At 67.4% G+C, this 25,199-nt stretch carries 16 protein-coding genes; 15 read left to right on the forward strand and 1 reads right to left on the reverse strand.

The annotated features are described in order from the left end of the window. Positions 1-8 precede the first annotated feature (8 nt). The 15 genes from AC1AYP_RS07445 to AC1AYP_RS07515 all read left to right on the forward strand — a co-directional run bounded on the left by AC1AYP_RS07445 (position 9) and on the right by AC1AYP_RS07515 (position 23,494). On the forward strand, positions 9-1,448 hold the full coding sequence (locus AC1AYP_RS07445) for a D-alanyl-D-alanine carboxypeptidase/D-alanyl-D-alanine-endopeptidase (protein WP_476547318.1): 1,440 nt from the start codon (positions 9-11) through the stop codon (positions 1,446-1,448). 55 nt (positions 1,449-1,503) lie between these two features. Further along, positions 1,504-2,067 carry a hypoxanthine phosphoribosyltransferase gene (gene hpt / locus AC1AYP_RS07450; RefSeq protein ID WP_476503107.1) on the forward strand — a complete coding sequence of 188 codons (564 nt, stop codon included), beginning with the start codon at positions 1,504-1,506 and terminating at the stop codon, positions 2,065-2,067. Further along, entirely contained in the window at positions 2,064-4,166 is a 2,103-nt protein-coding gene (gene ftsH, locus AC1AYP_RS07455; protein WP_476547320.1) for an ATP-dependent zinc metalloprotease FtsH, read from the forward strand. The genes hpt and ftsH overlap by 4 nt, the downstream gene beginning before the upstream one ends. 231 nt (positions 4,167-4,397) lie before the next feature. Further along, on the forward strand, positions 4,398-5,003 hold the full coding sequence (gene folE / locus AC1AYP_RS07460) for a GTP cyclohydrolase I FolE (RefSeq protein ID WP_476503130.1): 606 nt from the start codon (positions 4,398-4,400) through the stop codon (positions 5,001-5,003). Between the two features lie 144 nt (positions 5,004-5,147). Beyond that, the gene (gene folP / locus AC1AYP_RS07465; protein WP_476547322.1) at positions 5,148-6,032 is read left to right on the forward strand and encodes a dihydropteroate synthase; all 885 of its coding nucleotides are present in this window, start codon (positions 5,148-5,150) and stop codon (positions 6,030-6,032) included. Between the two features lie 108 nt (positions 6,033-6,140). After that, positions 6,141-7,673, forward strand: coding sequence for a 2-amino-4-hydroxy-6-hydroxymethyldihydropteridine diphosphokinase (gene folK / locus AC1AYP_RS07470; protein WP_476547324.1), 1,533 nt, complete (start codon positions 6,141-6,143; stop codon positions 7,671-7,673). 66 nt (positions 7,674-7,739) lie between these two features. After that, entirely contained in the window at positions 7,740-8,306 is a 567-nt protein-coding gene (locus AC1AYP_RS07475; RefSeq protein ID WP_476547326.1) for a DUF3180 domain-containing protein, read from the forward strand. Between the two features lie 686 nt (positions 8,307-8,992). Then, positions 8,993-10,465, forward strand: a complete 1,473-nt coding sequence (locus AC1AYP_RS07480; RefSeq protein WP_476547402.1) for a DHA2 family efflux MFS transporter permease subunit — start codon at positions 8,993-8,995, stop codon at positions 10,463-10,465. A gap of 272 nt (positions 10,466-10,737) precedes the next feature. Beyond that, positions 10,738-11,010, forward strand: a complete 273-nt coding sequence (locus tag AC1AYP_RS07485) for an ACT domain-containing protein (RefSeq protein ID WP_476547328.1) — start codon at positions 10,738-10,740, stop codon at positions 11,008-11,010. Between the two features lie 30 nt (positions 11,011-11,040). Then, positions 11,041-12,405, forward strand: a complete 1,365-nt coding sequence (locus tag AC1AYP_RS07490; protein ID WP_476503112.1) for a DUF711 family protein — start codon at positions 11,041-11,043, stop codon at positions 12,403-12,405. Positions 12,406-13,200: 795 nt separating this feature from the next. Beyond that, positions 13,201-13,839 carry a tRNA (cytidine(34)-2'-O)-methyltransferase gene (locus AC1AYP_RS07495; protein ID WP_476531381.1) on the forward strand — a complete coding sequence of 213 codons (639 nt, stop codon included), beginning with the start codon at positions 13,201-13,203 and terminating at the stop codon, positions 13,837-13,839. Between the two features lie 43 nt (positions 13,840-13,882). After that, complete coding sequence (locus tag AC1AYP_RS07500) at positions 13,883-14,896, forward strand: HhH-GPD family protein (RefSeq protein WP_476547404.1); 1,014 nt, start codon at positions 13,883-13,885, stop codon at positions 14,894-14,896. A gap of 40 nt (positions 14,897-14,936) precedes the next feature. Next, positions 14,937-15,584 (forward strand): hypothetical protein, encoded by a 648-nt coding sequence (locus tag AC1AYP_RS07505; protein WP_476547330.1) that lies wholly within the window; start codon positions 14,937-14,939, stop codon positions 15,582-15,584. Between the two features lie 162 nt (positions 15,585-15,746). After that, positions 15,747-19,310 (forward strand): DNA-directed RNA polymerase subunit beta, encoded by a 3,564-nt coding sequence (gene rpoB, locus AC1AYP_RS07510; protein WP_476503115.1) that lies wholly within the window; start codon positions 15,747-15,749, stop codon positions 19,308-19,310. A 47-nt stretch (positions 19,311-19,357) separates the two neighbouring features. Further along, positions 19,358-23,494: a DNA-directed RNA polymerase subunit beta' gene (locus AC1AYP_RS07515; protein ID WP_476503116.1), complete on the forward strand. Its 4,137-nt coding sequence runs from the start codon at positions 19,358-19,360 to the stop codon at positions 23,492-23,494. Positions 23,495-23,653: 159 nt separating this feature from the next. Here the strand turns inward: AC1AYP_RS07515 and AC1AYP_RS07520 are convergent, their stop codons facing one another. Continuing rightward, positions 23,654-25,045 carry a hypothetical protein gene (locus AC1AYP_RS07520; protein ID WP_476547331.1) on the reverse strand — a complete coding sequence of 464 codons (1,392 nt, stop codon included), beginning with the start codon at positions 25,043-25,045 and terminating at the stop codon, positions 23,654-23,656. Between the last annotated feature and the right edge of the window lie 154 nt (positions 25,046-25,199).

Consider the following 25,199-nt stretch of genomic DNA (forward strand, 5'->3'; position numbering starts at 1 on the left):
GGTGAGGTATGAACACGAACCCAGTCCGCAAATCCCATCGCGTCGCCGTGTGCGCGACCTGCGTCGCGCTCACGCTCGCCGCGTGCGTCGGCTACACGGCCGCCGACGTGGCCGACGTCGCGCCGGGCCTGCTCACCTTCGCGCCCGTCGAGACGCGCACGTACCCCGACCCCGCCGCGACCGTCGCCGCCGGCACGGTCGTCGGCGACGTGGCCGTCGGCGCGACGATCGACAAGACGAAGGCCGAGGCGCTCATCAAAACGCTCGGCGAGGCGGACGGTGTCGGTGACGACTATTCAGTCGTGATCGCCGATGCGAAGGGCAACGTGGTCGCCGAGCATGAGGCGACGACGCCGCGCCAGCCGGCGTCGACGACGAAGACGCTCACCGCGTTCGCCGCCGCAAGCACGCTGGAGATGGGGTCGACGCTCGACACCACGACCTACCTCACCCACGGATCCGACGATTCCACCGTCGTGCTCAAGGGCGGCGGCGACATGCTGCTCGGCGCGGGGGAGAGCGACGACACCCACGTCAACGGCCGCGCCGGTCTCGCGACGCTCGCGCGCGAGACCGCGGCCGCGCTGAAGGCGAAGGGCGTGACCTCGGTCGCGCTCGTCGCCGACGACACCCTGTTCGGCGACGACCGCACGCCGGACGGCATCGAGGAGAACAACGACGAGAACCGCTACTACACGCCGATCTCGTCGATGGCGATCGACGGAGGACGCGACTGGAGCGGCCTCAACGAGGAGGACGCCGACGATTTCGAGGAGTATCCGATGCTCTCCCAGGACACGGCGGCGGACGTGGCGGACACGTTCGAGACGCTCCTCGCCGGCGACGGCATCCAGGTCTCCGAATCGTCCGCCGCGACCGAATCGTCCGACCTGTCCGGCGCCACGCGTCTCGCCAAGGTGAGCTCGGCGCCGCTCAACGAGGTCATGGCGTTCATGATGCGCCATTCCGACAACACGCTCGCCGAGCTGTTCGCCCGTCTCACCGCGCTGAAGCTCGGCACCGGCGATTCGATCGACGGCGACGTCAAGGCCGTCACGAAGGTGCTCGCCGAACAGGGCGTCTCCACCGACGGCCTGCACATGACCAGCTGCTCCGGCCTCGCGCCCGGCACGACGCTCACCGTGAAGACGCTCGCCCAGGTGCAGTCGAAGTACGTCGATCCGGACGGCGGCGCGGCGGCCGCGTCCGAGGGCCTGGCGCTGCCCGGGCTCGTCGGCACCGTGAGGAACCGCATCGCCGATGATTCCGCGCTTGGGCTGCTGCGCGTGAAGACCGGTGCGCTGGGCGACGTGCGCGCGCTCGCCGGCAACGTGTCGCGCGTCGGCGGCGGCGTGCTCACGTTCGCGGCGATCGTCAACGATCCCGATGACGGCGCGGCCGCGAACGCCGCGCTCGACACGTTCGCCGCCTCCCTGACGAAACTCTGAATTCTCCCAGTTACCGCCAAGAAACACGTCACTCTCGTGTGCCAAGATGGGGTGCATGCGAATCGCTGACGTACAAGAAGACATCGACCACGAGCTGGTCAGTGCAGAGAAGATCCACGCCATCATCGAGCATGCCGCGGCGCAGGCGAGCGAGGACTACCAGGGGAAGGACCCGCTGCTCGTCGCCGTGCTCAAGGGGGCGGTGAACACGCTTGCCGCGTTCTCGCAGGCGCTCTCCATCCCCTGCCAGATCGACTTCATGAGCCTGTCCAGCTACGGTTCGGGCACCGTCTCCAGCGGCACCGTGACGATCCGCCAGGATCTGTCGACCGATGTTCGCGGTCGGCACATTCTCATCGTCGAGGATATCGTTGACTCAGGTCGTACGCTGGCTTGGCTGGTCGAGGAGCTGAAGCGGCGCGGGGCCGCCTCGGTGGAGATCTTCGCCCTGCTGGAGAAGCCCGCCCGCCGCGAGGTGGACGTGGACGTGAAGTACAAGGGGCTGGAGATCCCGGACGAATTCGTCGTCGGATTCGGCCTGGACTATGACGAGCGGTACCGCAATCTCGACTCGATCGCCGTGCTCAAGCCGGCAGTGTATCAAGGAGAACAGGCATGAGTTTCCCCCAGGGGCCCGGGCAGCCGAACAACGGCGGCAACGGCAACCCGTTCAACAATCCGTTCCGCCGCAACAACGATAACGGCAACAACGGCAACGGCAACAAGCCGAACCGTAAGGGCGACAAGAACGGCGGCGACAAGCCGTTCTGGCAGTCCCCGTGGCTGTGGGGCGCCGTCGTGGTCGTGCTCGTCGCCATGATGTTCCAGATGTTCGCCGGCACCGGTGCGCAGACCATCGACACCAAGGACGGCCTGCAGCTGCTCAACGGCGGTCAGGTGACCTACGCGAAGATCGTCGACAACAAGCAGAAGGTCACGCTCGAACTCAAGAGCGACTTCAACAAGCAGGACCCGGACACCGGCAAGAACCACAACTACGGCGACAAGGTCCAGTTCTACTACACGTTCGCGCAGGGGCAGGATATCCTCAAGGCCGTCCAGAAGGCCGACCCGTCGAAGGGCTGGAGCGCCGACATCGAGCAGACCAGCATGATGAGCTACCTCATCACCTCGATCCTGCCGTTCGTGATCTTCTTCGCGCTGTTCTGGTGGCTGATGAGCCGCATGGGCGGCGCCTCCGGCATGCTCGGCATGGGCGGCAAGAAGAACAACGGCAAGCTGCTCGAAGGCCAGACCCCGACCACGAAGTTCTCCGACGTGGCCGGCGAGGACGAGGCGCTCGCCGAGGTCGAGGAGATCAAGGACTTCCTCAAGGACCCGTCCAAGTACAAGGCGCTCGGCGCGCGCATCCCGCGCGGCGTGCTCCTGTACGGCCCTCCCGGCACCGGCAAGACGCTGCTCGCGCGCGCCATCGCCGGTGAGGCGGGCGTGCCGTTCTACGCGATGGCCGGCTCCGACTTCGTCGAGATGTTCGTCGGTCTCGGCGCCTCCCGCGTGCGCGACCTGTTCGACGAGGCGAAGAAGAACGCCCCGGCGATCATCTTCATCGACGAGATCGACGCCGTCGGCCGCAAGCGCGGCTCCGGCATGTCCGGCGGGCACGACGAGCGCGAGCAGACGCTCAACCAGCTGCTCGTCGAGATGGACGGCTTCGACAACGACACGAACCTCATCATCATCGCCGCGACGAACCGTCCCGACGTGCTCGACCCGGCCTTGCTGCGCCCGGGCCGTTTCGACCGCCAGGTGGGCGTCGCCGCGCCGGACCTCGAAGGCCGCGAGGCGATCCTCAAGGTGCACGCGAAGGGCAAGCCGTTCGTCCCCGACGTCGACCTGCACATGGTCGCCGTCCGCACGCCGGGCTTCACCGGCGCCGATCTGGCCAACGTGCTCAACGAGGCGGCCCTGCTGTGCGCCCGCGCCGGTGCCCAGCTCATCGACAACCGCGCCATCGACGAGGCCATCGACCGCGTCCAGGCCGGCCCGAAGCGCAAGTCGAAGGGCATGGCCCTCGACGAGCTGCGCAACACCGCCTACCACGAGGGCGGCCACGCGCTCGTCGCCGCAGCGCTGCACAACACGGACCCGGTCACCAAGGTGACGATCCTGCCGCGAGGCCGCGCGCTCGGCTACACCGCCGTGATGCCCACCTCCGACCGCTACTCGCAGTCGCGCAACCAGCTGCTCGACCAGATGGCGTACGCGATGGGCGGCCGCACCGCCGAGGAGATCGTCTTCCACGATCCGACCACCGGCGCCTCCAACGACATCGAGAAGGCGACGAACATCGCCCGCACGATGATCACCCAGTACGGCTTCTCCTCGAAGCTCGGTGCGATCAAGTGGGCGGACGACGAGGACCAGAGCGGTGATCTGGGCAGCCTCGCGCCGCACAACTACTCGAACCGCACCGCCGAGGTCATCGACGAGGAGGTGCTCAAGCTCGTCGAGACCGCGCACACCGAGGCGTGGAACATCATCAACGAGAACCGTGACATCCTCGACGAGCTCGTGCGCCAGCTGCTCGTCAAGGAGACGCTGAACGAGAAGGAGCTCGCCGCGATCTTCGCGCCAATCCGCAAGGCGCCGGTCCGCCAGGTGTGGCTGTCCGACGAACGTCGCCCCGACTCCGACCTGCCGCCCGTCGAGATCCCCGAATCGCTCAAGCGCTCGGTCGGCATGAAGCCGGGGGAGTGACGCATGGCCAGGCACGCGCAGAACATCTCCCTGCCGGACTCGCCGTCACCGGTCCGCGAGGTCTCCGACGCCAAGCCGTCCGGTGACGTCTCCCGCAAGCCCGGCATGGTGCAGGCGAGGCCGCACCACGCCGGCCACGGCGGACCGGGTGCCCCGGCGCAGGCGCAGTCCCGCGCCGCGCAGGACGGCTCCGCCCTGCAGGTCTCCCTGCCGCAGTCTCCCCGCGGGCATATCGCCGCGAGCCAGCCGCGCGGCGAGGCCGCGGCCGACGGTCCCGCCTACGACGAGGACGGCGTGCGCAAGGCCGTGCGCATGTTCCTCAAGGCGATCGGCGAGGATCCGGACCGCGAGGGGCTGGTCGAGACGCCGGACCGCATCGCGCGCGCCGGCCGCGAACTGTTCGCCGGACTCGGCGCGTCGCCGGAGCATGTGCTCGAGAAGCATTTCGACGTGGACACCGACGAGCTCGTGCTCGTCAAGAACATCGAACTGTATTCGGTATGCGAGCATCATCTGCTGCCGTTCCACGGCGTCGCCCACGTCGGCTACATCCCCGCCAAAGACGGGGTCATGGGGCTGAGCAAGCTCGCCCGGCTCGTCGAGGTGTACGCGCGTCGGCCGCAGGTCCAGGAGCGCCTCACCCAGCAGATCGCCGACGCGCTCGTCGAATACGCGGGCGCGCGCGGCGTGATCGTCGTCACCGAATGTGAACACCTGTGCATGTCGATGCGCGGCGTGAAGAAGTCCGAGGCGCGCACGGTCACGTCCGCGGTGCGGGGCCTCCTGCGCAACCCCGCCACCCGCGCCGAGGCCATGAGCCTCATCATGAGCCGCTAGGCGGTTCCGGGGGCGGCGGTACACCCCCTCAGTCGGCCTGCGGCCGCCAGCTCCCCCTCAAGGGGGAGCAGAATATTTTGTATATTGCTCCCCCCCCCCTTGAGGGGGAGCTGTCCCGCGGAGCGGGACTGAGGGGGTACTCACATGGCAACCGATTCCGCAATCGATCTCAAGGCGCTGCACGACGCCACGCACACGCTCGTCATGGGCGTGCTCAACATCACCGAGGACTCGTTCTCCGACGGCGGCCTCTGGCTCGACCCGCGCGCCGCCGCCGACCACGGACGCGCGATGATGGCCGCCGGCGCGGACATCATCGACATCGGCGCCGAATCGACGCGTCCCGGCGCGAAGCGCGTGAGCGAGGAGGACGAGCTCGCGCGCATCACCGGTGCGGTCGAGGCGCTCATCCCGGCCGGCGCGACGCTGTCCATCGACACGACGCGTGCGACCGTCGCCGCCGCGGCGCTCGACGGCGGCGCGCAGATCATCAACGACGTGTCCGGCGGCACGCTCGACACCGAACTGCCGCACGTCGTCGCCGACCACGACTGCCTGTACATCGTCCAGCATTGGCGCGGCTGGCTCGCCGGCTCCAAGACCGGCACCCCCGACGCCGACACGTCGCACTACGAGCACGGCGTATTGCAGGACGTGCACGACGAGCTCATGCGCCAGGTCGACGCGGTGCTCGCCGCCGGCGTCGCCCCCGAACGCATCATCATCGATCCGGGTCTCGGATTCTCGAAGCCCGGCATCGCGCACAATCTGCCGCTGCTCACCGGACTCGACCGGTTCCGCGCGACCGGCTACCCGGTGCTCATCGGGCAGTCGCGCAAACGCTTCGTCACCGCGATCCTCGACAATGCCGGATTCACGGACGTCACGATGGACGCGCGCGACGACGCCACCGCCGCGTTCAGCGCCCTATGCGCGGAACACGGCGCGTGGGCGGTGCGCGTCCACGACGTCGCCCGCAGCCGCGCCGCCGTCGCCGTCGGCGACACGTGGCGCGAATACGCGAGGTGACCTATGCCCCCTCAGTCGGCCTGCGGCCGCCAGCTCCCCCTGGAAGGGGGAGCTGTCCGACGGAGTCGGACTGAGGGGGTGCCGGAAGACGAGACGGAAGGAACTGACATGGACACGATCACTTTGACCGGCGTGCGGGCGAACGGGACGCACGGCGTGCTCGACTTCGAGCACGAGCGTGCGCAGCCGTTCGTCGTCGACGCGACCCTCCACCTCGGCCTCGCCGCCGCCGGCCGCTCCGACGCGCTCGGCGACACCGTCGACTACGGCCGCGCCGCCAAGACGATCGTCGACGTCATCGAAGGCGACCACGTCGACCTCATCGAGAAACTCGCGCAGGATATCGCCGACAGACTGCTCGCCATCAATCCGATCCGCACGGTCGACGTGACCGTGCACAAGCCGCACGCGCCAATCACCGTGCCGTTCGACGACGTCGCCGTGCGCATCACGCGCACGCGCGGCGCGGCGTCCGCCGGGAACGGCGCGACGGACACCGCCGGCGCGGCCGCGGCGACGGACGCCGGCGATGGTGCTGCGACATCCGGCGACGGTGCCTCGCATCGCGTCGTCATCGCGCTCGGCGGCAACCAGGGCGACGTCGAAGCGACGTTGCGTGACGCGGTGCGCCGCATCGACGCGCTCGACGGCACGCAGGTCACCGGCGTCTCGCCGCTCTACCGCACCGCCGCGTGGGGCATGGCCGACGGCACCCCCGACTTCCTCAACGCCGTGGTCGAGGCGACGACCACGCTCGACGCGCGCACGTTGCTCGACGCGCTCCAGCGCATCGAACGCGACCACGGGCGCACGCGTGAAACCCACTGGGCGAGCCGCACGCTCGACCTTGACATCATCGACTACGACGGCGTCGAATCCGACGCGCCCGACCTGACGCTGCCGCATCCGCGCGCATGGCAGCGGGCGTTCGTGCTCGTGCCGTGGGCGGCGCTCGACCCGCACGCCGACCTTCCCGGCCTGCACGGCGGCCCGGTGAACGAACTCGCCGAAGGGCTGCTCACCGAGGCGGACGGCGACGAGCCGCCGGTCGAGCGCGTCGTCGGCGACTGGATGAGCGGGACGCGGAACGGTGATTCCGGTGATGCCGGCGCATCCGACGCGGGCACGGGTGCCGATGACGCCGGAACCGGTTCCACGGATGGCGCGACCGTGCCGCTCAAGGCCGTCATCTCGATGGACTCGACCTCCACCGACGCGGAACACCTGTTCCGCGAGGCGATCGTCGCCATCGACGGACTGCCCGGCAGCCAGGTCGACGGCATCTCGCCGCTCTACCATGTGAGCAGCTTCGACGGGCCGGACGCGATGAGCGCCGTCATCCAGATCGAGACGAAGCTCGGCGCACGCGCGCTGATCGCCGCGCTCGGCACCATCGAAGGCACGCACGACGGCGCGATTGACCTCGACCTCGTCGACATGGAGCACGTGACCGCGGACGAGCCGGACTGCCGCGTGCCATGGCCGTCGGCCAAAACCCACGCCTCCGTGCTCGCACCGTGGATGGACATGGACCCGAACGCCACGCTCGGCGGCGACCCGGTCTCGTTCCTGCTTGCGATGGCGCCCGACGCGGGCATGGTCGGTCAGCTGAGCGACAACTGGATCATCGGCGCGAAATGACGGGAAACGCCGGGGCGTGCGGATACGCGGGAACTCCCCGGTGACGGACGAACGGAAGGACACGAGATGAAGGCGCATAGGACACCATGGTGGCAGCCGGCGCTCGGCCTGGCGCTGGGACTGGCAGCCGGCGCGGGCGTCGCCGTATTGGGCGAACGGTACGGGCTCACGCTGATCGGCGCGCCCTGGTTCGTCGCGGCGTTGCTCGTCGCCATCGGCGTGCTCGTGCTCGTGCTCGCAATCAACGTGCACAAGTACGCGACCACCGACCCGCGCAAACGGCCGCACACGTTCATCAACCCGACGATCGCGTTCCACACGCTCGTGCTCGCCAAGGCGCTGGCGTTGGCGGGGGCGGCGCTCGCCGGGTGGTATTTCGGCCAGATCATCCCGTCCATCGGGCACATGGAGGCCGAGTTCTACGCGCAGGCGGTGACCGAGTGCGCGGTGACCGGCGTGATCTGCCTCGCGGACATGATCGTCGGACTCGTGGGGGAGTGGCTATGCCAGCTGCCGCCCAACGAGGGACCGGAGAACCCGAAGATGAAGCAGGCCGCGCGCGAACGCGGCATCACCCCCGCCGCCGCCAAAACCGCGGAGACCACGGTGCGTGACACCGGGCGCAGGCGGTGAGCGCGACGTTCTTCGGCCCCCTCTGAGGAGGGGGCTGTCAGCCGCAGGCTGACTGGGGGAGAGACAGCGGCCGCAGGGCGCGGGAAAAAACGAATCGGCCTTCGGCCGATGCCGTATCTTCCGCGGCCTGCGGCCGCTCCGGTCTCTCCCTCCGTCATCGCTTCGCGATGACACCTCCCTCGTCAGAGGGAGGCGAAACGTCGGCGGACTGGGGGAGGTTCCCGCACGCGGGATTTTCCGCGACACGCCCGGCTCGCTTACGAAAAAACGGAAAACGTACTACGGTCACATCTCGACTTGATAACCGCATGCCTCCGGCGCATTCTCCGCCTTGGGGCATGCGGTTTTTCGTTGCCGTCGGGACCCGGACGTTAGGGGTTCTCGATTCCCCGCCGATGATGCCGCCGCCGCGCGTTTCCCGCGAAACGCGCGGCGTACGCGGCCATGTCTGCGGCATGCGGTCATGTCTGCGGTCATGTCTGCGGTATGCCGCCCATGTGTGGGAATCGCCCGGCGGCGACGCATCGATACAGACAAGAAGAGGTTTTCCGTTGTCCGATCAGACAACCGTCCGCAATGATTCCGTCTCCGGTGGCCAGGCCGCCGGCTCCGTGGCTGGTTCCGTGGCTGGTTCCGCGACCGCCAAGCCGCATCTCGACCACGTCTCCTACGAGGTCGCGACCCCCGTGCCCGGCGGCGCCCCCGCCCCGCGCTTCGCGCATCCGCACCGCGTGATGCTCGGCCTGTACTTCGGCGCGTTCCTCGGCATGCTGTCCGAGACGTCGATGAACATCGCCATCCCCGATCTGATGGACGAGTTCTCCGTCTCCTCCGGCACCGCGCAGTGGATGGTCGTCGGCTACATGCTCGCCATCGGCATCGTGCTGCCGTGCGTCGGCTTCCTGCTCAAGTGGGTCAAGGCGAAGACGCTCGTGCTGTTCGCGCTCGCCTGCTTCCTCGTCGGCGCGCTCGTGTGCACCGTGGCGACCACGTTCCCGGTGCTGCTCGCCGGCCGCATCGTGCAGGGCGTGAGCACCGGCATCGTGCTGCCCACCCTGTACGCCGCGATCATGCGCGTGTTCCCGCCGTCGAAGATTGGTGCCGCCAACGGCGTGGCCGGCCTCGTCGTCATGTTCGCGCCGGTCGTCGGCCCGACCGTCGCCGGCGCGCTCATCGGCGCCATCTCCTGGCGTGCGATCTTCGCCTTGTTCGCCGTGATCGCCGCCATCGCGATTGCCTGCACCGCGCTGTTCTTCGTCACGCCGATCGAACGCACCCGTCCGGCCGTCGACGTGCTCTCCATCCTCGCGTCCGCGCTCGGCTTCGGCTGCCTCGTCGCCGGCGTGAGCCTCGTGAGCGACATGGGCTTCTCGCCGGCCGTCATCGGACTGCTCGTCGTCGGCGTCGTCGTCCTCGCCTTCTACGCGCACCGCCAGCTCACCATCGCCACGCCGCTGCTCGACCTGCGCGCGCTCGGCATCGCGGCGTTCCGCACGCCGGCCATCATGGTCTCCTGCTCGTTCGCCTGCACGCTCGCGTTCATGTACCTCGTGCCGCAGGAGCTGCAGCGCGGCCTCGGCCTGAGCTCCACCGTCGCCGGCCTGCTCATGCTGCCCGGCGGCATCGTCAACGCGCTGTGCACGCTCGGCGCCGGCCGACTGTTCGACCGCCACGGCGCGCGTCGTCTCGTCTGGATCGGCGTGGCGATGACCGCGGTCGGCGGCGCGCTGTTCTTCGCGATCGGCGCCGGTTCGCCCGTCGCCCTGTTCCTCGCCGCGCATATCATCGTGATGGTCGGCATCCCGTTCATCCAGCAGTCCACGCAGTCCGCCGCGCTGAAGGCGCTGCCGGGCCGCATGGCCGCCGACGGCAGCACGATCCTCAACACGATGCAGCAGGTGTGCGGCGCCATCTCCACCGCCGTCGCCACCTGCCTGCTCGGCCTCGGCCAGGCGACCTACACGGCCGGCGGCGGCACCGATCCGGCGCGGGGCTTCGTGGACGGCTCCCGCTACGGCTACCTGTTCGGGCTCGCGCTCATCGTGCTCGTGCTCGCCTTCTCGTTCGCGCTGAAGGAGCATGCCCGCCGCGAACCGGAGATGACCCCGGTCGAGGTCGACGAGGCCGTCGAAACCGGCGAGAAGAAGCTCGCCGCGTAGCGTCCTTGTTATGGCTCCCTCTGACGAGGGAGCTGGCCGCGAAGCGGACTGAGGGAGAGAAACCGTGGACTTCGTGCCGGGGTCTCTCCCTCCGCCGGCCCGACGGCCGGCACCTCCCTCGTCAGAGGGAGGCGATTCCGTCGTGGACGTTCCATGACGCACCAACGGGTGTTCACCTATACTGGTGAACACCCGTTTTCCGTATTCTCCGAGCCAATCCCCAAACCGGACCGGCATCACCGGACATCACACCAAACCATTCAGGGAGCGCCATGAACAAGGCAATCATCACCGTCGTCGGCCAGGATACGGTCGGCATCATCGCACGCGTGTGCACCTACCTCTCGCAGCACAGCGTCAACGTGCTCGACATCTCCCAGACCATCATCGACGGCTACTTCAACATGATGATGATCGTCGACTACGCGAACTCCGATAAGGAGTTCAGCGCCATGGTCGGCAACCTCGAGGACCTCGGCGACGACATCGGCGTGCGCATCCGCTGCCAGCGCGAGGAGATCTTCACCAAGATGCACCGCATCTAGCCTCGCCGGACCGAGCCGAAAGGAAGAACCATGCTGAATATCATGGAGGTCCACGAGACCAACCAGATGATCGAGCAGGAGAAGCTCGACGTGCGCACCATCACGATGGGCATCTCGCTGCTCGACTGCGCGAGCGACGACGTCGACGAGACCTGCGACAACATCTACCGCAAGATCACCACGTACGCGAAGGACCTCGTCTCCACCGGCGAGGACATCGAACGCGACTACGGCATCCCGATCGTCAACAAGCGCATCACCGTCACCCCGATCTCGCTGGTCGGCGCGAGCTGCTGCAAGACCTCCGGGGACTTCGTCAAGATCGCCCACGCGCTTGACCGCGCGGCCAAGGAGGTCGGCGTCAACCTGATCGGCGGCTACTCGGCGCTCGTCTCGAAGGCGATGACCCCGGCCGAGGAGCTGCTCATCCGCTCCCTGCCGCAGGCGCTCTCCGAGACCGAGGTGGTCTGCTCGTCCGTCAACGTCGGCTCCACGAAGACCGGCATCGACATGAACGCGGTCGAGCTGCTCGGCCACATCGTCAAGGACATCGCGCACGCCACCGCCGACATCGACTCCTACGGCTGCGTGAAGTTCGTCGCGTTCTGCAACGTGCCCGACGACAACCCGTTCATGGCGGGCGGCTTCCACGGCGTGACCGAGGGCGACGCGGTCATCAACGTGGGCGTCTCCGGCCCCGGCGTCGTCTCGCGCGCGCTCGACGCCGCGAAGGGCAAGGACTTCGAGTTCCTGTGCGAGACGATCAAGCGCACCGCGTTCAAGATCACGCGCGTCGGCCAGCTGGTCGCGCAGGAGGCGTCGCGACGATTGGGCGTGCCGTTCGGCATCATCGACCTGTCGCTCGCGCCGACCCCGGCCGTGGGCGATTCCGTCGGCGAGGTTCTCGAGAAGATCGGTCTCGAACAGGTGGGCGCGCCCGGCACGACCGCCGCGCTCGCGATGCTCAACGATCAGGTGAAGAAGGGCGGCATCATGGCGTCCTCCTACGTGGGCGGTCTGTCCGGCGCGTTCATCCCGGTCTCCGAGGACAAGAACATGATCGACGCGGCCGGCAACGGCTGCCTCACCATCGAGAAGCTCGAGGCGATGACCTGCGTGTGCTCGGTCGGTCTCGACATGATCGCGATCCCGGGCGACACGTCTGCCGCGACGATCTCGGGCATCATCGCCGACGAGGCGGCCATCGGCATGGTCAACCAGAAGACCACCGCCGTGCGCGTCATCCCGGTCGAGGGCAAGGGCGTCGGCGAGATGGCGAACTTCGGCGGACTCATGGGCTACGCGCCGATCATCCCGGTCAACCAGACCTCGTGCGAGGCGTTCGTCACCCGCGGCGGCCGCATCCCCGCCCCGATCCACAGCTTCAAGAACTGATCCGTACACGGGGGGACCGATTCGTTCGGGAACCGAAGTCATCCCCGCGAACGTACCGCCAGTCCTCCGTCTCCCCTTCCGGCGCAAGGAATCCCGGAAAACAACCGCTTTGTCCGGGAATAGTTGCGCTGACCGGTTCTCAGCGCAAGGAATCCCGGAAAACAACCGCTTCATCCGGGTTTTCTTGCGCTGACGGGTTTTCAGTGCAAGGAATCCCGGGAAACAACCGCTTTGTCCGGGTTTTCTTGCGCCGGGGCCTGTCCCGGCAAGACGGATTCTCTGGGCGGATTCCTCGGGCGGGGCGTCCGGTGTGAAGGCTATCTGCATTGGAAGGGGTGCTTCCGTCAGGGCGCGGATCGCCATTTCTCTTGCGAGGGGTATCCGCTGCGGCGTGAGGACGGGTATCGACAGTGCGATTCCCCGGGATCGTGCCATTTTGGTAGTCCCTTCGCATGATCGGGTACCCCTCGTAAGCGAGATGTCTGTCGGTGGACGTCGCAAAGCACCCCTCGTAACGCAGTTTGATGCTGATTAGGTGCCGTTTCGATGCCGATTAGGTGCCGATTGCAAGCATCTCCGCAACGTCTGACGCACGCGTTTCCCGTAGCGTCCGGTTCCTTCGTCATGTGCAGTCATCCGTATCCGGCATGGCTCCGCCGGGGCCATGCCCGGCCTTCTGCCCGCCCGGCATCCGTGTCGGGCAGAGCATGCCCTATGCTCGATTGTCGGTCGCGATCCGCTAGGAGCGGCGCGTACGATCCGCAATCACGATGAACAAGGGATGACGGTGGCGATATGAGTGAAAACGGAAACCCGGAAGACAAAGTCGAGAAGATGTTCGAATACGGCTACCGCAAGTCGAACTACGGGCCGGACGAGCTCGTGACCGACGCGCACGGCAACCCGATCAGCGTGGTCGACGCGATGCTCACCGCAGAGAAGGCGGCCGAGGCGGAGACCGTCACCCCGCACCTGTGCTACTACAGCCCGCGCATCCCCGGCAACACCGGTTCCGCGATCCGCCTGTGCGCGGTGACCGGCACGATCCTGCACCTCGTGGAGCCGCTCGGCTTCAACCTGCGCGACACGAAGCTGCGCCGCGCCGGCCTCGACTACCATGACATGGCGCATGTGGTGCTGCATCCGAACTTCGAGAATCTCGTCGAGTCGATGCCGAACTCGCGCATCATCGCGTTCACCGCGCACGCGACGAAGCTGTACACGGAGATCGAATACAAGCCGACCGACATCCTCCTGTTCGGGCCGGAGCCGGGCAACATCCCCGATCCGATGGACATCATGGCCGGCCCGCACGTCGCCGAGCAGGTCAGGCTGCCGATGCGCCCGTCGCTGCGCAGCCTCAACCTCACGAACTGCGCGTCGATCGCGATCTACGAGGCCTGGCGCCAGCTGAACTTCGCCGGCGGCCGGTGACCTCGGCATGACCGATACTGTTGCCGTGGACTCGCCAGCCGGCATGTCCGCGTCCGCCCGTGCCGCGCGCGTCCGCCTGCGTCTCGCCGCATGGTGGGAGGCGAACGCCCGCGACCTGCCGTGGCGCTTCGGCCGCACGACGCCGTGGGGGATCCTCGTGTCGGAGGTGATGAGCCAGCAGACGCAGATGAGCCGCGTCGTGCCGTACTGGACCGCGTGGATGGCGAAGTGGCCGGATGCGGCCGCGCTCGCCGCCGCGCCGAAATCCGACGTGATCACCGCGTGGGGCCGTCTCGGCTACCCCCGCCGCGCCCTGCGCCTGCAGGAGTGCGCGCGCGTCGTCGCCGGTGAGTGCGGCGACGCCCTGCCGCGCACGTACGACGCGTTGGTCGCGTTGCCCGGCGTCGGCGACTACACGGCGAGCGCGGTGATGAGTTTCGCGTATGGCGAGCGGATCGCCGTCGTCGACACGAACATCCGTCGCGTCCTCGCGCGCGTGTTCGCGGGTGAGGAGTCGCGTGGCGGCGCGGCGAGCGCGGCGGAACGCGCGCTCGCCGCCGTCGTCCTTCCGCGCGATGACGGAGGCGATCGTGCCGGAACCGATGATGATGACGGTGATGTTCCACGCGATGTTCCACGCGATGTTCCACGGGATTCCAGTGATGTTTCACATGACGTTTCACACGACGTTCCACGCATCCCCTCCGTCACGTGGAACCAGTCGGTGATGGAGCTGGGCGCGCTCGTGTGCACGGCGAAGAACCCGCTGTGCGACCATTGCCCGGTGCGCGACGACTGCGCGTTCCTCGCCGCGGGCCGGCCCGGGCTGGGGGAGCGGCGCACGCGGCCCCGGCAGCGGTTCCGGGGCACGGACCGCCAGGTGCGCGGCATCGTCCTCGACGCGTTGCGCAGGCTGCCGTCCGGGTCCGTGTTGGAGCGTGCGACGGTCGAGACGTTGTGGAAGGACCGCGCGCAGCTCGACACCTGCGTGGCGGGCCTCGACGAGGACGGTCTCATCGAGATCCTCCCCGGCGGCGCGATCCGGCTGCCACGATAGACGCGATGGACGCAATGGACGCGATAGACTGAAAGGCACTATGGCACAAGGTGGAACGGGTATGGGCAAGCAGCGCAAACGCAAGCTGAACAAGCGGCAGCGTGCGATCTATCGTCGTCGTCGCATCGTCGTCGGCATCGTGCAGCTGCTCGCGCTCGCGCTCATCGTGTTCTGCGGGTACAGCCTGTCGCGCGGCGTCGGCGCGGTGTGGGGTGCGACGTACGGCAGTGTGAGCCGCGTCGCGCTGGAACGCGACGGGGCTCCCACGCCGCACCGCAGCACCGGCGTGCGGAACTGCTCCACGAAGGACACGCGTCTGACGCTCACCGCGAAGGCCGCGACCGTGGCGGTCGGCGGTTCGATCGACTTCGTCGCGACGATCGAGCATGAGGGCGCGGACTCCTGCCTCGTCGACGCCTCCGATTCGGGGCGCGTGCTCACGATCTCGTCGAACGGACAGACCGTGTGGAGGTCCGATTCGTGCCCGGCGGACGCGAGGATGCTGCTCATGGCGAAGGGCGACAAGGACGTGCAGACGCTCACGTGGGGCGCGAACCGCACGGGCTCGGAATGCGTGGAGAGCCAGGACGACCTGCCGAAGGTGGACCGCGGCGCGTACACCGCCCAATTGAGCCTCAAGGACGCCCCCAAGGTCGTCAGCGAGAAGGTCAACATCGAAGTGCGATGACGGTGCGATGAAAGTCCTTACATACCGCTATTCTTTGTAATTTGCATACGGTGTGTCATATTGCGGGCATGCCTCCACACAACGAAGCTCGCATAGGCATATGGTGGCCATGCGCGCTTCGACGGGGAAAACGAACACATAGCGAGCGATAAGGAACGTCCATTGGCTACTGAAGCTACGACGAACACCACCACCATCACCGCACGCGCCGACCAGCACGACATCGACCTGCACAAGGCGTCGGATCGCGTGAACTTCGGTTCCATCAAGGAACCCATCGACGTGCCCTACCTCCTGGGCGTCCAGACCGACAGCTTCGACTGGCTGATCGGCAACGAACGCTGGAAGGCGCGCGTCGCGAAGGACGAGGAGAACGGCACGGTCACCACGCCGCACGTCTCCGGCCTCGACGAGGTCTTCAACGAGATCTCCCCGATTGAGAACTTCGCGCAGACCATGTCCCTCACCTTCTCCGACCCGTACTTCGAGGAGCCGCGCCACACGGTCCAGGAGTGCAAGGAGAAGGACTACACCTACTCCGCCCCGCTGTACGTGAACGCCGAGTTCGAGAACGGCGAAACCGGCGAGATCAAGTCCCAGACCGTGTTCATGGGCGACTTCCCGCTGCAGACCGCGCACGGCACGTTCATCATCGGCGGCACCGAGCGCGTCATCGTCTCCCAGCTCGTGCGCTCCCCGGGCGTCTACTTCGACCGCCAGCAGGACCGCACCTCCGACAAGGAGGTCTTCGGCGCGAAGATCATCCCGTCGCGCGGCGCGTGGCTCGAGTTCGAGATCGACAAGAAGGACCAGCCGCAGGTGCGCGTGGACCGCAAGCGCAAGCAGTCCGCGATCGTGTTCCTCATGGCCATCGGCATGACCAAGCAGGAGATCCGCGAGGCGTTCAAGGACTACCCGCTGGTGCTCGACGCCCTGGAGAAGGAGACCCTCCAGACCCAGGACGAGGCCCTCGTCGACCTGTACCGCAAGATCCGCCCGGCCGACACCCCGACCCCGGACGCGGGCAAGAACCTGCTCGACTCCTTCTACTTCAACACGAAGCGCTACGATCTGGCCCGCGTCGGCCGCTACAAGATCGACCGCAAGCTGGGCCTGGAGAACGAGGTCAACGACCGTTCCCTGCACCGCGAGGACATCATCGCGACGATCAAGTACCTGTGCACGCTGCACGACGGTAAGGACACCTTCCCGGGCAAGCGCAACGGCGAGGACGTCGACCTGCGCGTCGACGTCGACGACATCGACCACTTCGGCAACCGTCGTATCCGCCAGGTCGGCGAGCTGATTCAGAACCAGCTGCGCACCGGCCTGTCCCGCATGGAGCGCGTCGTGCGTGAGCGCATGACCACGCAGGACGCCGAGGCGATCACCCCGCAGTCCCTGATCAACATCCGCCCGGTGAACGCCACCATCAAGGAGTTCTTCGGCACCTCGCAGCTGTCGCAGTTCATGGACCAGAACAACCCGCTGTCCGGCGTGACGAACAAGCGTCGTCTCTCCGCGCTGGGCCCCGGCGGCCTGTCCCGCGACCGCGCCTCCATGGAGGTGCGCGACGTGCACCCGTCCCACTTCGGCCGCATGTGCCCGATCGAGTCCCCTGAAGGCCCGAACATCGGCCTCATCGGCTCGCTGGCGACCTTCGGCCGCGTCAACCCGTTCGGCTTCATCGAGACCCCGTACCGCAAGGTCGTCGACGGCCACGTCACCGACGAGGTCGAGTACATGACCGCCGACCGCGATCTCGACCACGTGATCGCCCAGGCCAACCAGGAGCTCGACAAGAACGGCAACTTCGTCCAGAAGTCCGCCCTCGCCCGAGTCGGCGAGGAGGAGGCGGTCGATGTGCCCGTCAGCCAGGTCGACTACATGGACGTCTCCCCGCGTCAGATGGTCTCCCTTGGCGCCTCGCTGATCCCGTTCCTCGAGCACGACGAGGGCCACCGAGCGCTCATGGGCACCAACATGCAGCGCCAGGCCGTCCCGCTGATCGAGTCCGAGCGCCCGCTCGTCGGCACCGGCTCCGAGTGGCGCGCCGCCAACGACTCCGGCGACGTCATCAAGTCGGAGAAGGACGGCGTGGTCACCTACGTCTCCGCCGACATGATCCGCGTGATGAACGACGACGGCACGACCAGCTCCTACAAGCTGGCCAAGTTCCAGCGTTCCAACCAGACCACCTGCTACAACCAGCGTCCGATCGTCCACGACGGCGAGCGCGTCGAGGCCGGCACCGTGATGGCCGACGGCCCGGCGATCGAGAAGGGCGAGCTGGCCCTCGGCAAGAACCTGCTCATCGCGTTCATGCCGTGGAACGGCTACAACTACGAGGACGCCGTGATCATCTCCCAGCGTCTCGTCCAGGACGACACGCTCTCCTCCATCCACATCGAGGAGTACGAGATCGACGCCCGCGAGACCAAGCTGGGCGCCGAGGAGATCACCCGCGACCTGCCGAACGTCGGCGAGGACGCGGTCGCGAACCTCGACGAGCGCGGCATCATCCGCATCGGCGCCGAGGTCGAGGCCGGCGACATCCTCGTCGGCAAGGTCACGCCGAAGGGCGAGACCGAGCTGACCCCGGAGGAGCGCCTGCTGCGCGCCATCTTCGGCGAGAAGTCCCGCGAGGTGCGCGACACCTCGCTGCGCGTGCCCCACGGCGAGACCGGCACGGTCATCGGCGTCAAGGAGATCACCCGCGAGGACGCCGAGGAGGACGGCGACGAGCTGCCCAACGGCGTGAACCAGATGATCCGCGTCTACATCGCCCAGCACCGCAAGATCACGGTGGGCGACAAGCTCTCCGGCCGCCACGGCAACAAGGGCTGCATCTCCCGCATCCTGCCCGAGGAGGACATGCCGTTCCTCGCCGACGGCACCCCGGTCGACATCATGTTGAACCCGCTCGGCGTGCCGTCCCGAATGAACCTCGGCCAGGTGCTCGAGCTGCACCTCGGCTGGATCGCGCACTCCGGCTGGGACATCTCCCTCGATCCGGACCTCGAGGCCGAGTGGAAGAAGCTCGTCCCCTCCGGCGCCGAGAAGGCCGAGCCGGGCACCCCGGTCGCGACCCCGGTGTTCGACGGCGTCAAGCCGGACGTGCTCAAGGGCCTGCTGTCCACCACGCTGCCGAACCGCGACGGCGACCGTCTGGTCGGCCCGGACGGCAAGGCCACGCTGTTCGACGGCCGCACCGGCGAGCCGTTCGCGCGTCCGATCTCCGTGGGCTACATGTACATGCTGAAGCTCCACCACCTGGTCGACGACAAGATCCACGCCCGCTCCACCGGCCCGTACTCGATGATCACCCAGCAGCCGCTGGGCGGCAAGGCGCAGTTCGGCGGCCAGCGCTTCGGCGAGATGGAGGTGTGGGCCCTCGAGGCCTACGGCGCCGCGTACACGCTGCACGAGATGATGACCACCAAGTCCGACGACGTGGACGGCCGCGTGCGCGTCTACGGCGCGATCGTCAAGGGCGAGAACCTGCCGCCGGCGGGCATCCCCGAGTCCTTCAAGGTGCTCCTCAAGGAAATGCAGTCCCTGTCCCTGAACGTCGAGGTGCTCAACGCCGAAGGCCAGGCCATCGACATGAAGGACGAGGACGACGATCCGGCCGGCTCCTCCGACGACCTCGGCTTCAACATCGGCGCCCGCCCCGACGCGGCCGCGAAGGAAGACCAGGCCGCCGCTCAGCCCGAGTACCAGTGAGACCCATCGAGAACCGTAAGCAAGCGTAAGTAAGGACGAAAACAACAGTGCTGGACGTCAACGCATTCGACAAGCTTCGCATCGGCCTGGCCACCGCGGACGATATCCGCGGCTGGAGCCACGGCGAGGTCAAGAAGCCCGAAACCATCAACTACCGCACCCTGAAGCCGGAGAAGGACGGTCTGTTCGGCGAGCAGATCTTCGGACCGACCCGTGACTGGGAGTGCGCCTGCGGCAAGTACAAGCGCGTGCGCTTCAAGGGCATCGTGTGCGAGCGATGCGGCGTGGAGGTCACCCGCTCCCGCGTCCGCCGCGAGCGCATGGGCCACATCGAGCTGGCCGCCCCGGTCACCCACATCTGGTTCTTCAAGGGCGTCCCGTCCCGTCTGGGCTACATGCTCAACGTGACCCCGAAGGACCTGGAGAAGGTCATCTACTTCGCCTCCTACATGGTCACCGCCGTGAACGAGGAGCAGCGTCACCAGGACCTGCCGGACCTGCAGGACGAGTTCGACCACGAGATCGCGAACTTCGAGAAGCGCCGCAACGTCGAGATCGAGGACCGCGCCAAGAAGGTCGAGGCCGATCTGCACGAGCTCGAGGAGGCCGGCGAGGCCAAGGGCGCCGCGAAGGCCAAGCTGCGCAACGGCGCCGAGCGCGACATGGCGGCCATCCGCCAGCGCTACGACGACCAGATCGCGCGTCTGAACGCCGTGTTCGACAAGTTCAAGAAGCTCAAGGCCGGCGACATCATCGACGACGTGGACCTGTGGCGCGAGATGCAGGACCGCTACGAGGACTACTTCGAGGGCTCCATGGGCGCCGAGGCGGTCAAGAAGCGCCTGCAGTCCCTCGACCTCGAGGCCATCGCCGCCGAGCTGCGCGAGGAGATCAAGGACGCGTCGGAGCAGCGCAAGACCAAGGCCCTGAAGCGCCTCAAGGTCGTCAACGCGTTCCTGTCCACCGGCAACAAGCCGGAGGCCATGGTGCTCGACGTGATCCCGGTCATCCCGCCGGACCTGCGCCCGATGGTCCAGCTGGACGGCGGCCGCTTCGCGACCTCCGACCTCAACGACCTGTACCGTCGCGTCATCAACCGCAACAACCGTCTGAAGCGCCTCATCGAGCTCGGCGCCCCGGAGATCATGCTCAACAACGAGAAGCGCATGCTCCAGGAGGCCGTCGACTCCCTGTTCGACAACGGCCGCCGCGGCCGTCCGGTCACCGGCGCCTCGAACCGCCCGCTCAAGTCCCTGTCCGACATGCTCAAGGGCAAGCAGGGCCGCTTCCGCCAGAACCTGCTCGGCAAGCGCGTCGACTACTCCGGCCGTTCCGTGATCGTCGTCGGCCCGTCGCTGCGCATGCACCAGTGCGGCCTGCCGAAGCCGATGGCGCTCGAGCTGTTCAAGCCGTTCGTCATCAAGCGTCTCGTCGACATGAACTACGCGCAGAACATGAAGAGCGCGAAGCGCATGGTCGACCGCGGCGACACCGAGGTGTACGGCGTGCTCGAGGAGGTCATCTCCGAGCATCCGGTGCTCCTCAACCGCGCGCCTACGCTGCACCGTCTGGGCATCCAGGCGTTCGAGCCGATCCTGGTCGAGGGCAAGGCCATCCACCTGCCGCCGCTCGCCTGCGCCGCGTTCAACGCCGACTTCGACGGCGACCAGATGGCCGTCCACCTGCCGCTGTCCGCCGAGGCCCAGGCCGAGGCCCGCTCGCTGATGATGGCCTCCGACAACATCCTGAAGCCGGCCGACGGCCACACCGTGACCATGCCGTCCCAGGACATGATCCTCGGCCTGTACTACCTGTCCACCGTGGTGGAGGGCGTCAAGGGCCAAGGCCGCGTGTTCTCCTCGCTGGCCGAGGCCGAGATGGCGCTCGACCTGCACGAGATCGACATGCAGGCCAAGGTGCTCATCCGCGTGCCGAAGGACTTCGTCCTGCCGGCCAACTGGGAGCCGGGCGAGCTCAAGGTCGCCGATCCGGACGCCCAGAACGGCGAGACCGTCGTCAAGGAGGAGCGTTTCCAGGACGGCACCGCCCTGTTCGCCACCTCCTACGGTCGCGTCCTGTTCAACCAGACCCTGCCGGTCGACTACCCGTTCGTCAACGAGCAGGTCGGCAAGAAGCGTCTGGCGAAGATCGTCGACGACATCGCGACCCGCTACTCCACCGCCCAGGTGGCCGCCTCGCTGGACGCCCTGAAGGATCTCGGCTTCACCCGCGCGCCGTGGTCCGGCGTGTCCTTCGCGTTCTCCGACGTCATCGAGCCGGGCGAGCGCAACACCCTCGTCGCCAAGTACGAGGACGAGGCCGCCCAGGTCAACGACAACTTCGAGATGGGTCTTCTGACCGAGGAGGAGCGCCGCCAGGAGCTCATCGACCTGTGGACGAAGTGCACCGCCGAGGTGTCGAAGGCCGTCGAGCACGACTTCGATCCGCTCAACAACCTCGCCATCATCGTCCAGTCGGGCGCGCGAGGCAACATGATGCAGATCAACCAGATCGCCGGCATGCGTGGCCTCGTGGCCAACCCGAAGGGCGAGATCATCCCCCGTCCGGTGAAGTCCAACTACCGCGACGGCCTGTCCGTGCTGGAGTACTTCATCTCCCAGCACGGCGCCCGCAAGGGTCTGGCCGATACCGCACTGCGTACCGCCGAGTCGGGCTACCTGACCCGTCGTCTGGTCGACGTCTCCCAGGACGTGATCGTCCGCGAGGAGGACTGCGGCACCAAGCAGGGCATCGACATCCGCGTGGCCGACCGCGACGCCGACGGCAACCTCGTGCTCGTCAAGAACGCGGACGGCGGCCCGTACTCCCGTCTGCTCGCGGCCGACGTCATCGACCCGGCCGACGGCAAGACCGTGCTGTACAAGCGCGACGACGCCCTGTCGATGGACGTGCTCAACGACCTCGTCGCCCACGGCGTCGAGTTCGTCAAGTGCCGTTCCGTGCTCTCCTGCGCCTCCAAGCGCGGCGTGTGCGCGAAGTGCTACGGCTGGTCGATGGCCACCAACAAGCTGGTCGACGTCGGCGAGACCGTCGGCATCGTCGCGGCCCAGTCCATCGGCGAGCCGGGTACCCAGCTGACGCTGCGTTCCTTCCACTCCGGCGGCGTCGCCTCGGCCTCCGATATCACCCAGGGTCTTCCGCGTGTCACCGAGCTTTTCGAAGCCCGTACGCCGAAGGGCGAGTCCCCGATCGCCGAGTTCGCCGGCACCATCAAGGTGGTGGACGGCGACCGCGGCCGCCAGGTCATCCTCACCCCGGACGCCGACTCCGGCGCCCCGGTCGAGGACGGCGAGATCAAGCCGATCACGTACAACGTGTCGCGCCGCGTCCCGCTGCTGGTGAAGGACGGCGAGCACGTCGCCACCGGCACGCAGCTCATCGAGGGTTCCGTCGATCCGAAGAAGATCCTGCGCATCCTCAACAAGCGCGCCGCCCAGATGAACATCGTGGAGGAGGTGCACAACGTGTACCGCTCCCAGGGCGTGGACATCCACGACAAGCACATCGAGGTCATCGTCCACCAGATGAGCCGTCGCATCACCGTGATCGACTCCGGCGAGACCGACCTGCTGCCCGGCGAGCTGGTCGACCAGCAGCGCTTCCGCGAGGTCAACAAGGCCGCCGTGCAGGCGGGCAAGAAGCCGGCCTCCGGCCGTCCGGAGCTCATGGGCATCACGAAGGCCTCGCTGGCCACCGATTCGTGGCTGTCCGCCGCCTCCTTCCAGGAGACGACCCGCGTGCTCACCGACGCCGCCCTGAACCAGAAGGTCGATGACCTGAAGGGTCTCAAGGAGAACGTCATCATCGGTAAGCTCATCCCGGCCGGCACCGGCCTGGCCCGCTACCGCAACGCGGTGGTCGAGCCGGACAAGGCGATCCGCGACACCATCTACCCGAACTTCGGTCTGGGCGGTGGCGACGACGGCGAGGGCCTCGACTTCACCGACGGCGACATCAACGATGTGGACTTCTCCAACATCGATTTCGGCGACCTGAAGCTCGGCGAGGACTTCAACCCGGACGACTTCCTGGACGACCAGGGCGGCACCGCCGACTTCGGCGGCGACGCGGACGGCTCCGACCTGAAGCTCCCCGGTGACGACGGCGACGCCGCCGGCACCGACGCCGCGGGTTCGGACGACGATCCGACCGCCATCGTCTGATGATCGGTCGGCCTGCTCGATTGAGCGGGTCGGCCGGCGCATATGGCCGCATATGAATGACCCCCTCCGCGGATTGCGGAGGGGGTCATTCATATGCGGCGTGGGCGGCCGGGCGTTACGCGCGAACGGAAGCCGCGCGCGACAGGCCGCCGGAAGCCGTTACTTCAGCTTCTCGTTGAAGCCGTCCTGGATGACGTCGTTCAGGTCGTTCAGCTCGTCGGACGGGTTGGCCTCCTTCTCGATGTCGTCCAGTCCGTCGTTCAGGTCGGACGAGGCGTTGTACGGGCTGTCCAGATCGTACAGCTGCTCCGTCAGGTCGCGGTACTGCTGGTACTTGCCGTCGTCGCTGTAGATGTCGTCGCCGTTGCCGAGCGCCTCCAACTGCGTCATGATGTCGCCCAGCTTGGTCAGGTAGTCCTTCATCGTGGTGGCGTATTCGGCGATCGGCTTGATCTTGGAGCCGCTGAGGTCGCCGAGCGCCGTCGTGCAGCCCTTGATGTAGTCGTTGTACTCGCTGAAGTAGTCGTTGTCGGTGTAGGACGCGGTCGGTGTGGAGTCGCACGCCTTGGTGACGGCGCTCATCGTGACGGCCGTGTCGGCGAGGTTGTTGGAGAACGTGACGAACTTCTTCGCCTTCTTCTCGTACTTGTCGTACGCCTCCTTCACCTTGTCGTCCTTCTGGTAGATCTTGAGGTCGGTGAACTCCTTGTTCGAATCCTCGTAGGCCTTCACGTACTCCTTGATCTTCGCGGCGTCCTCCTTGTCGAAGGTGGACTTGCTGTCGTACGTGGTGGCCATGGCCTTCGACAGCTTCGTCGAGATGTTGCCGTACTTCGTGAGCATCACGCCCGTCTGGTGCTGGCCGTCCAGATAGTCGTCGGAGGTGAGCGAGCCGGGCTTGACCACCGCGAACACGACGACGAGCGCAATCACCGCGACCACGGCGATCGCACCGACGATGATGCCGATCAGCGCGCCGGTGGAGCGCTTCTTCTTCGGCGCGGGGGCACCCGGGTAGGCGGGCGGCTGGCCCGGCTGTCCCGGCTGACCGGGCTGCCCCGGAGCGGGTGCACCCGGGTAGGCGGGGGCGGCGGGCGTACCCGGCGCGCCAGGCTGTCCATACGGCGGCTGCTGGCCCTGTCCGAACGGCGGCTGTCCCGGCTGCCCGGGCTGTCCCGGCACCGCCGGCGTGTACGGCGGCGCCGCGAACTGCTGCTGGGACGCCGCGGCATCCGGGGCGCCGAACGCCGGCGCCGCCGGAGCTTCGGGCTGGCCGTACTGCGGCGCCTGGATCGGCTGCGTCGGCGCATCCGGCTGCGGTGCCGAGAACTGCTGCGTCGGCACATCGGCCTGCGGGACCTCCCACGGTGCGGGCGCGGCCGGGGCGGGCTGCTGCTCATATGATTGTCCGAACGCCGGTGCCGGCGAATCCGGTGCCGGGGTGCCGGCCTGCGCCGTGTCCGGCGTCTGGTCGAAGGGGATCTGTCCGTTGTCCGTGAACTTGGGGTCCGGGGCTCCGGAGCCGCCTCCATTGGCGTTTGCGTCGTTCATACGCATTCCTTTCATTACCCTCCTTACCACGTCACCGTCATCGATGACGTTCCAACCGCTCGGAGGCTGCTTCCAGCCTATCACCGGCGAACACGCAGGGCGAACATCACCATGCGCATCGTCCGGTCGGCGGACCGGGATTGGCGGACCATCC

It is taken from the genome of Bifidobacterium sp. LH_424 (genome assembly GCF_056356895.1).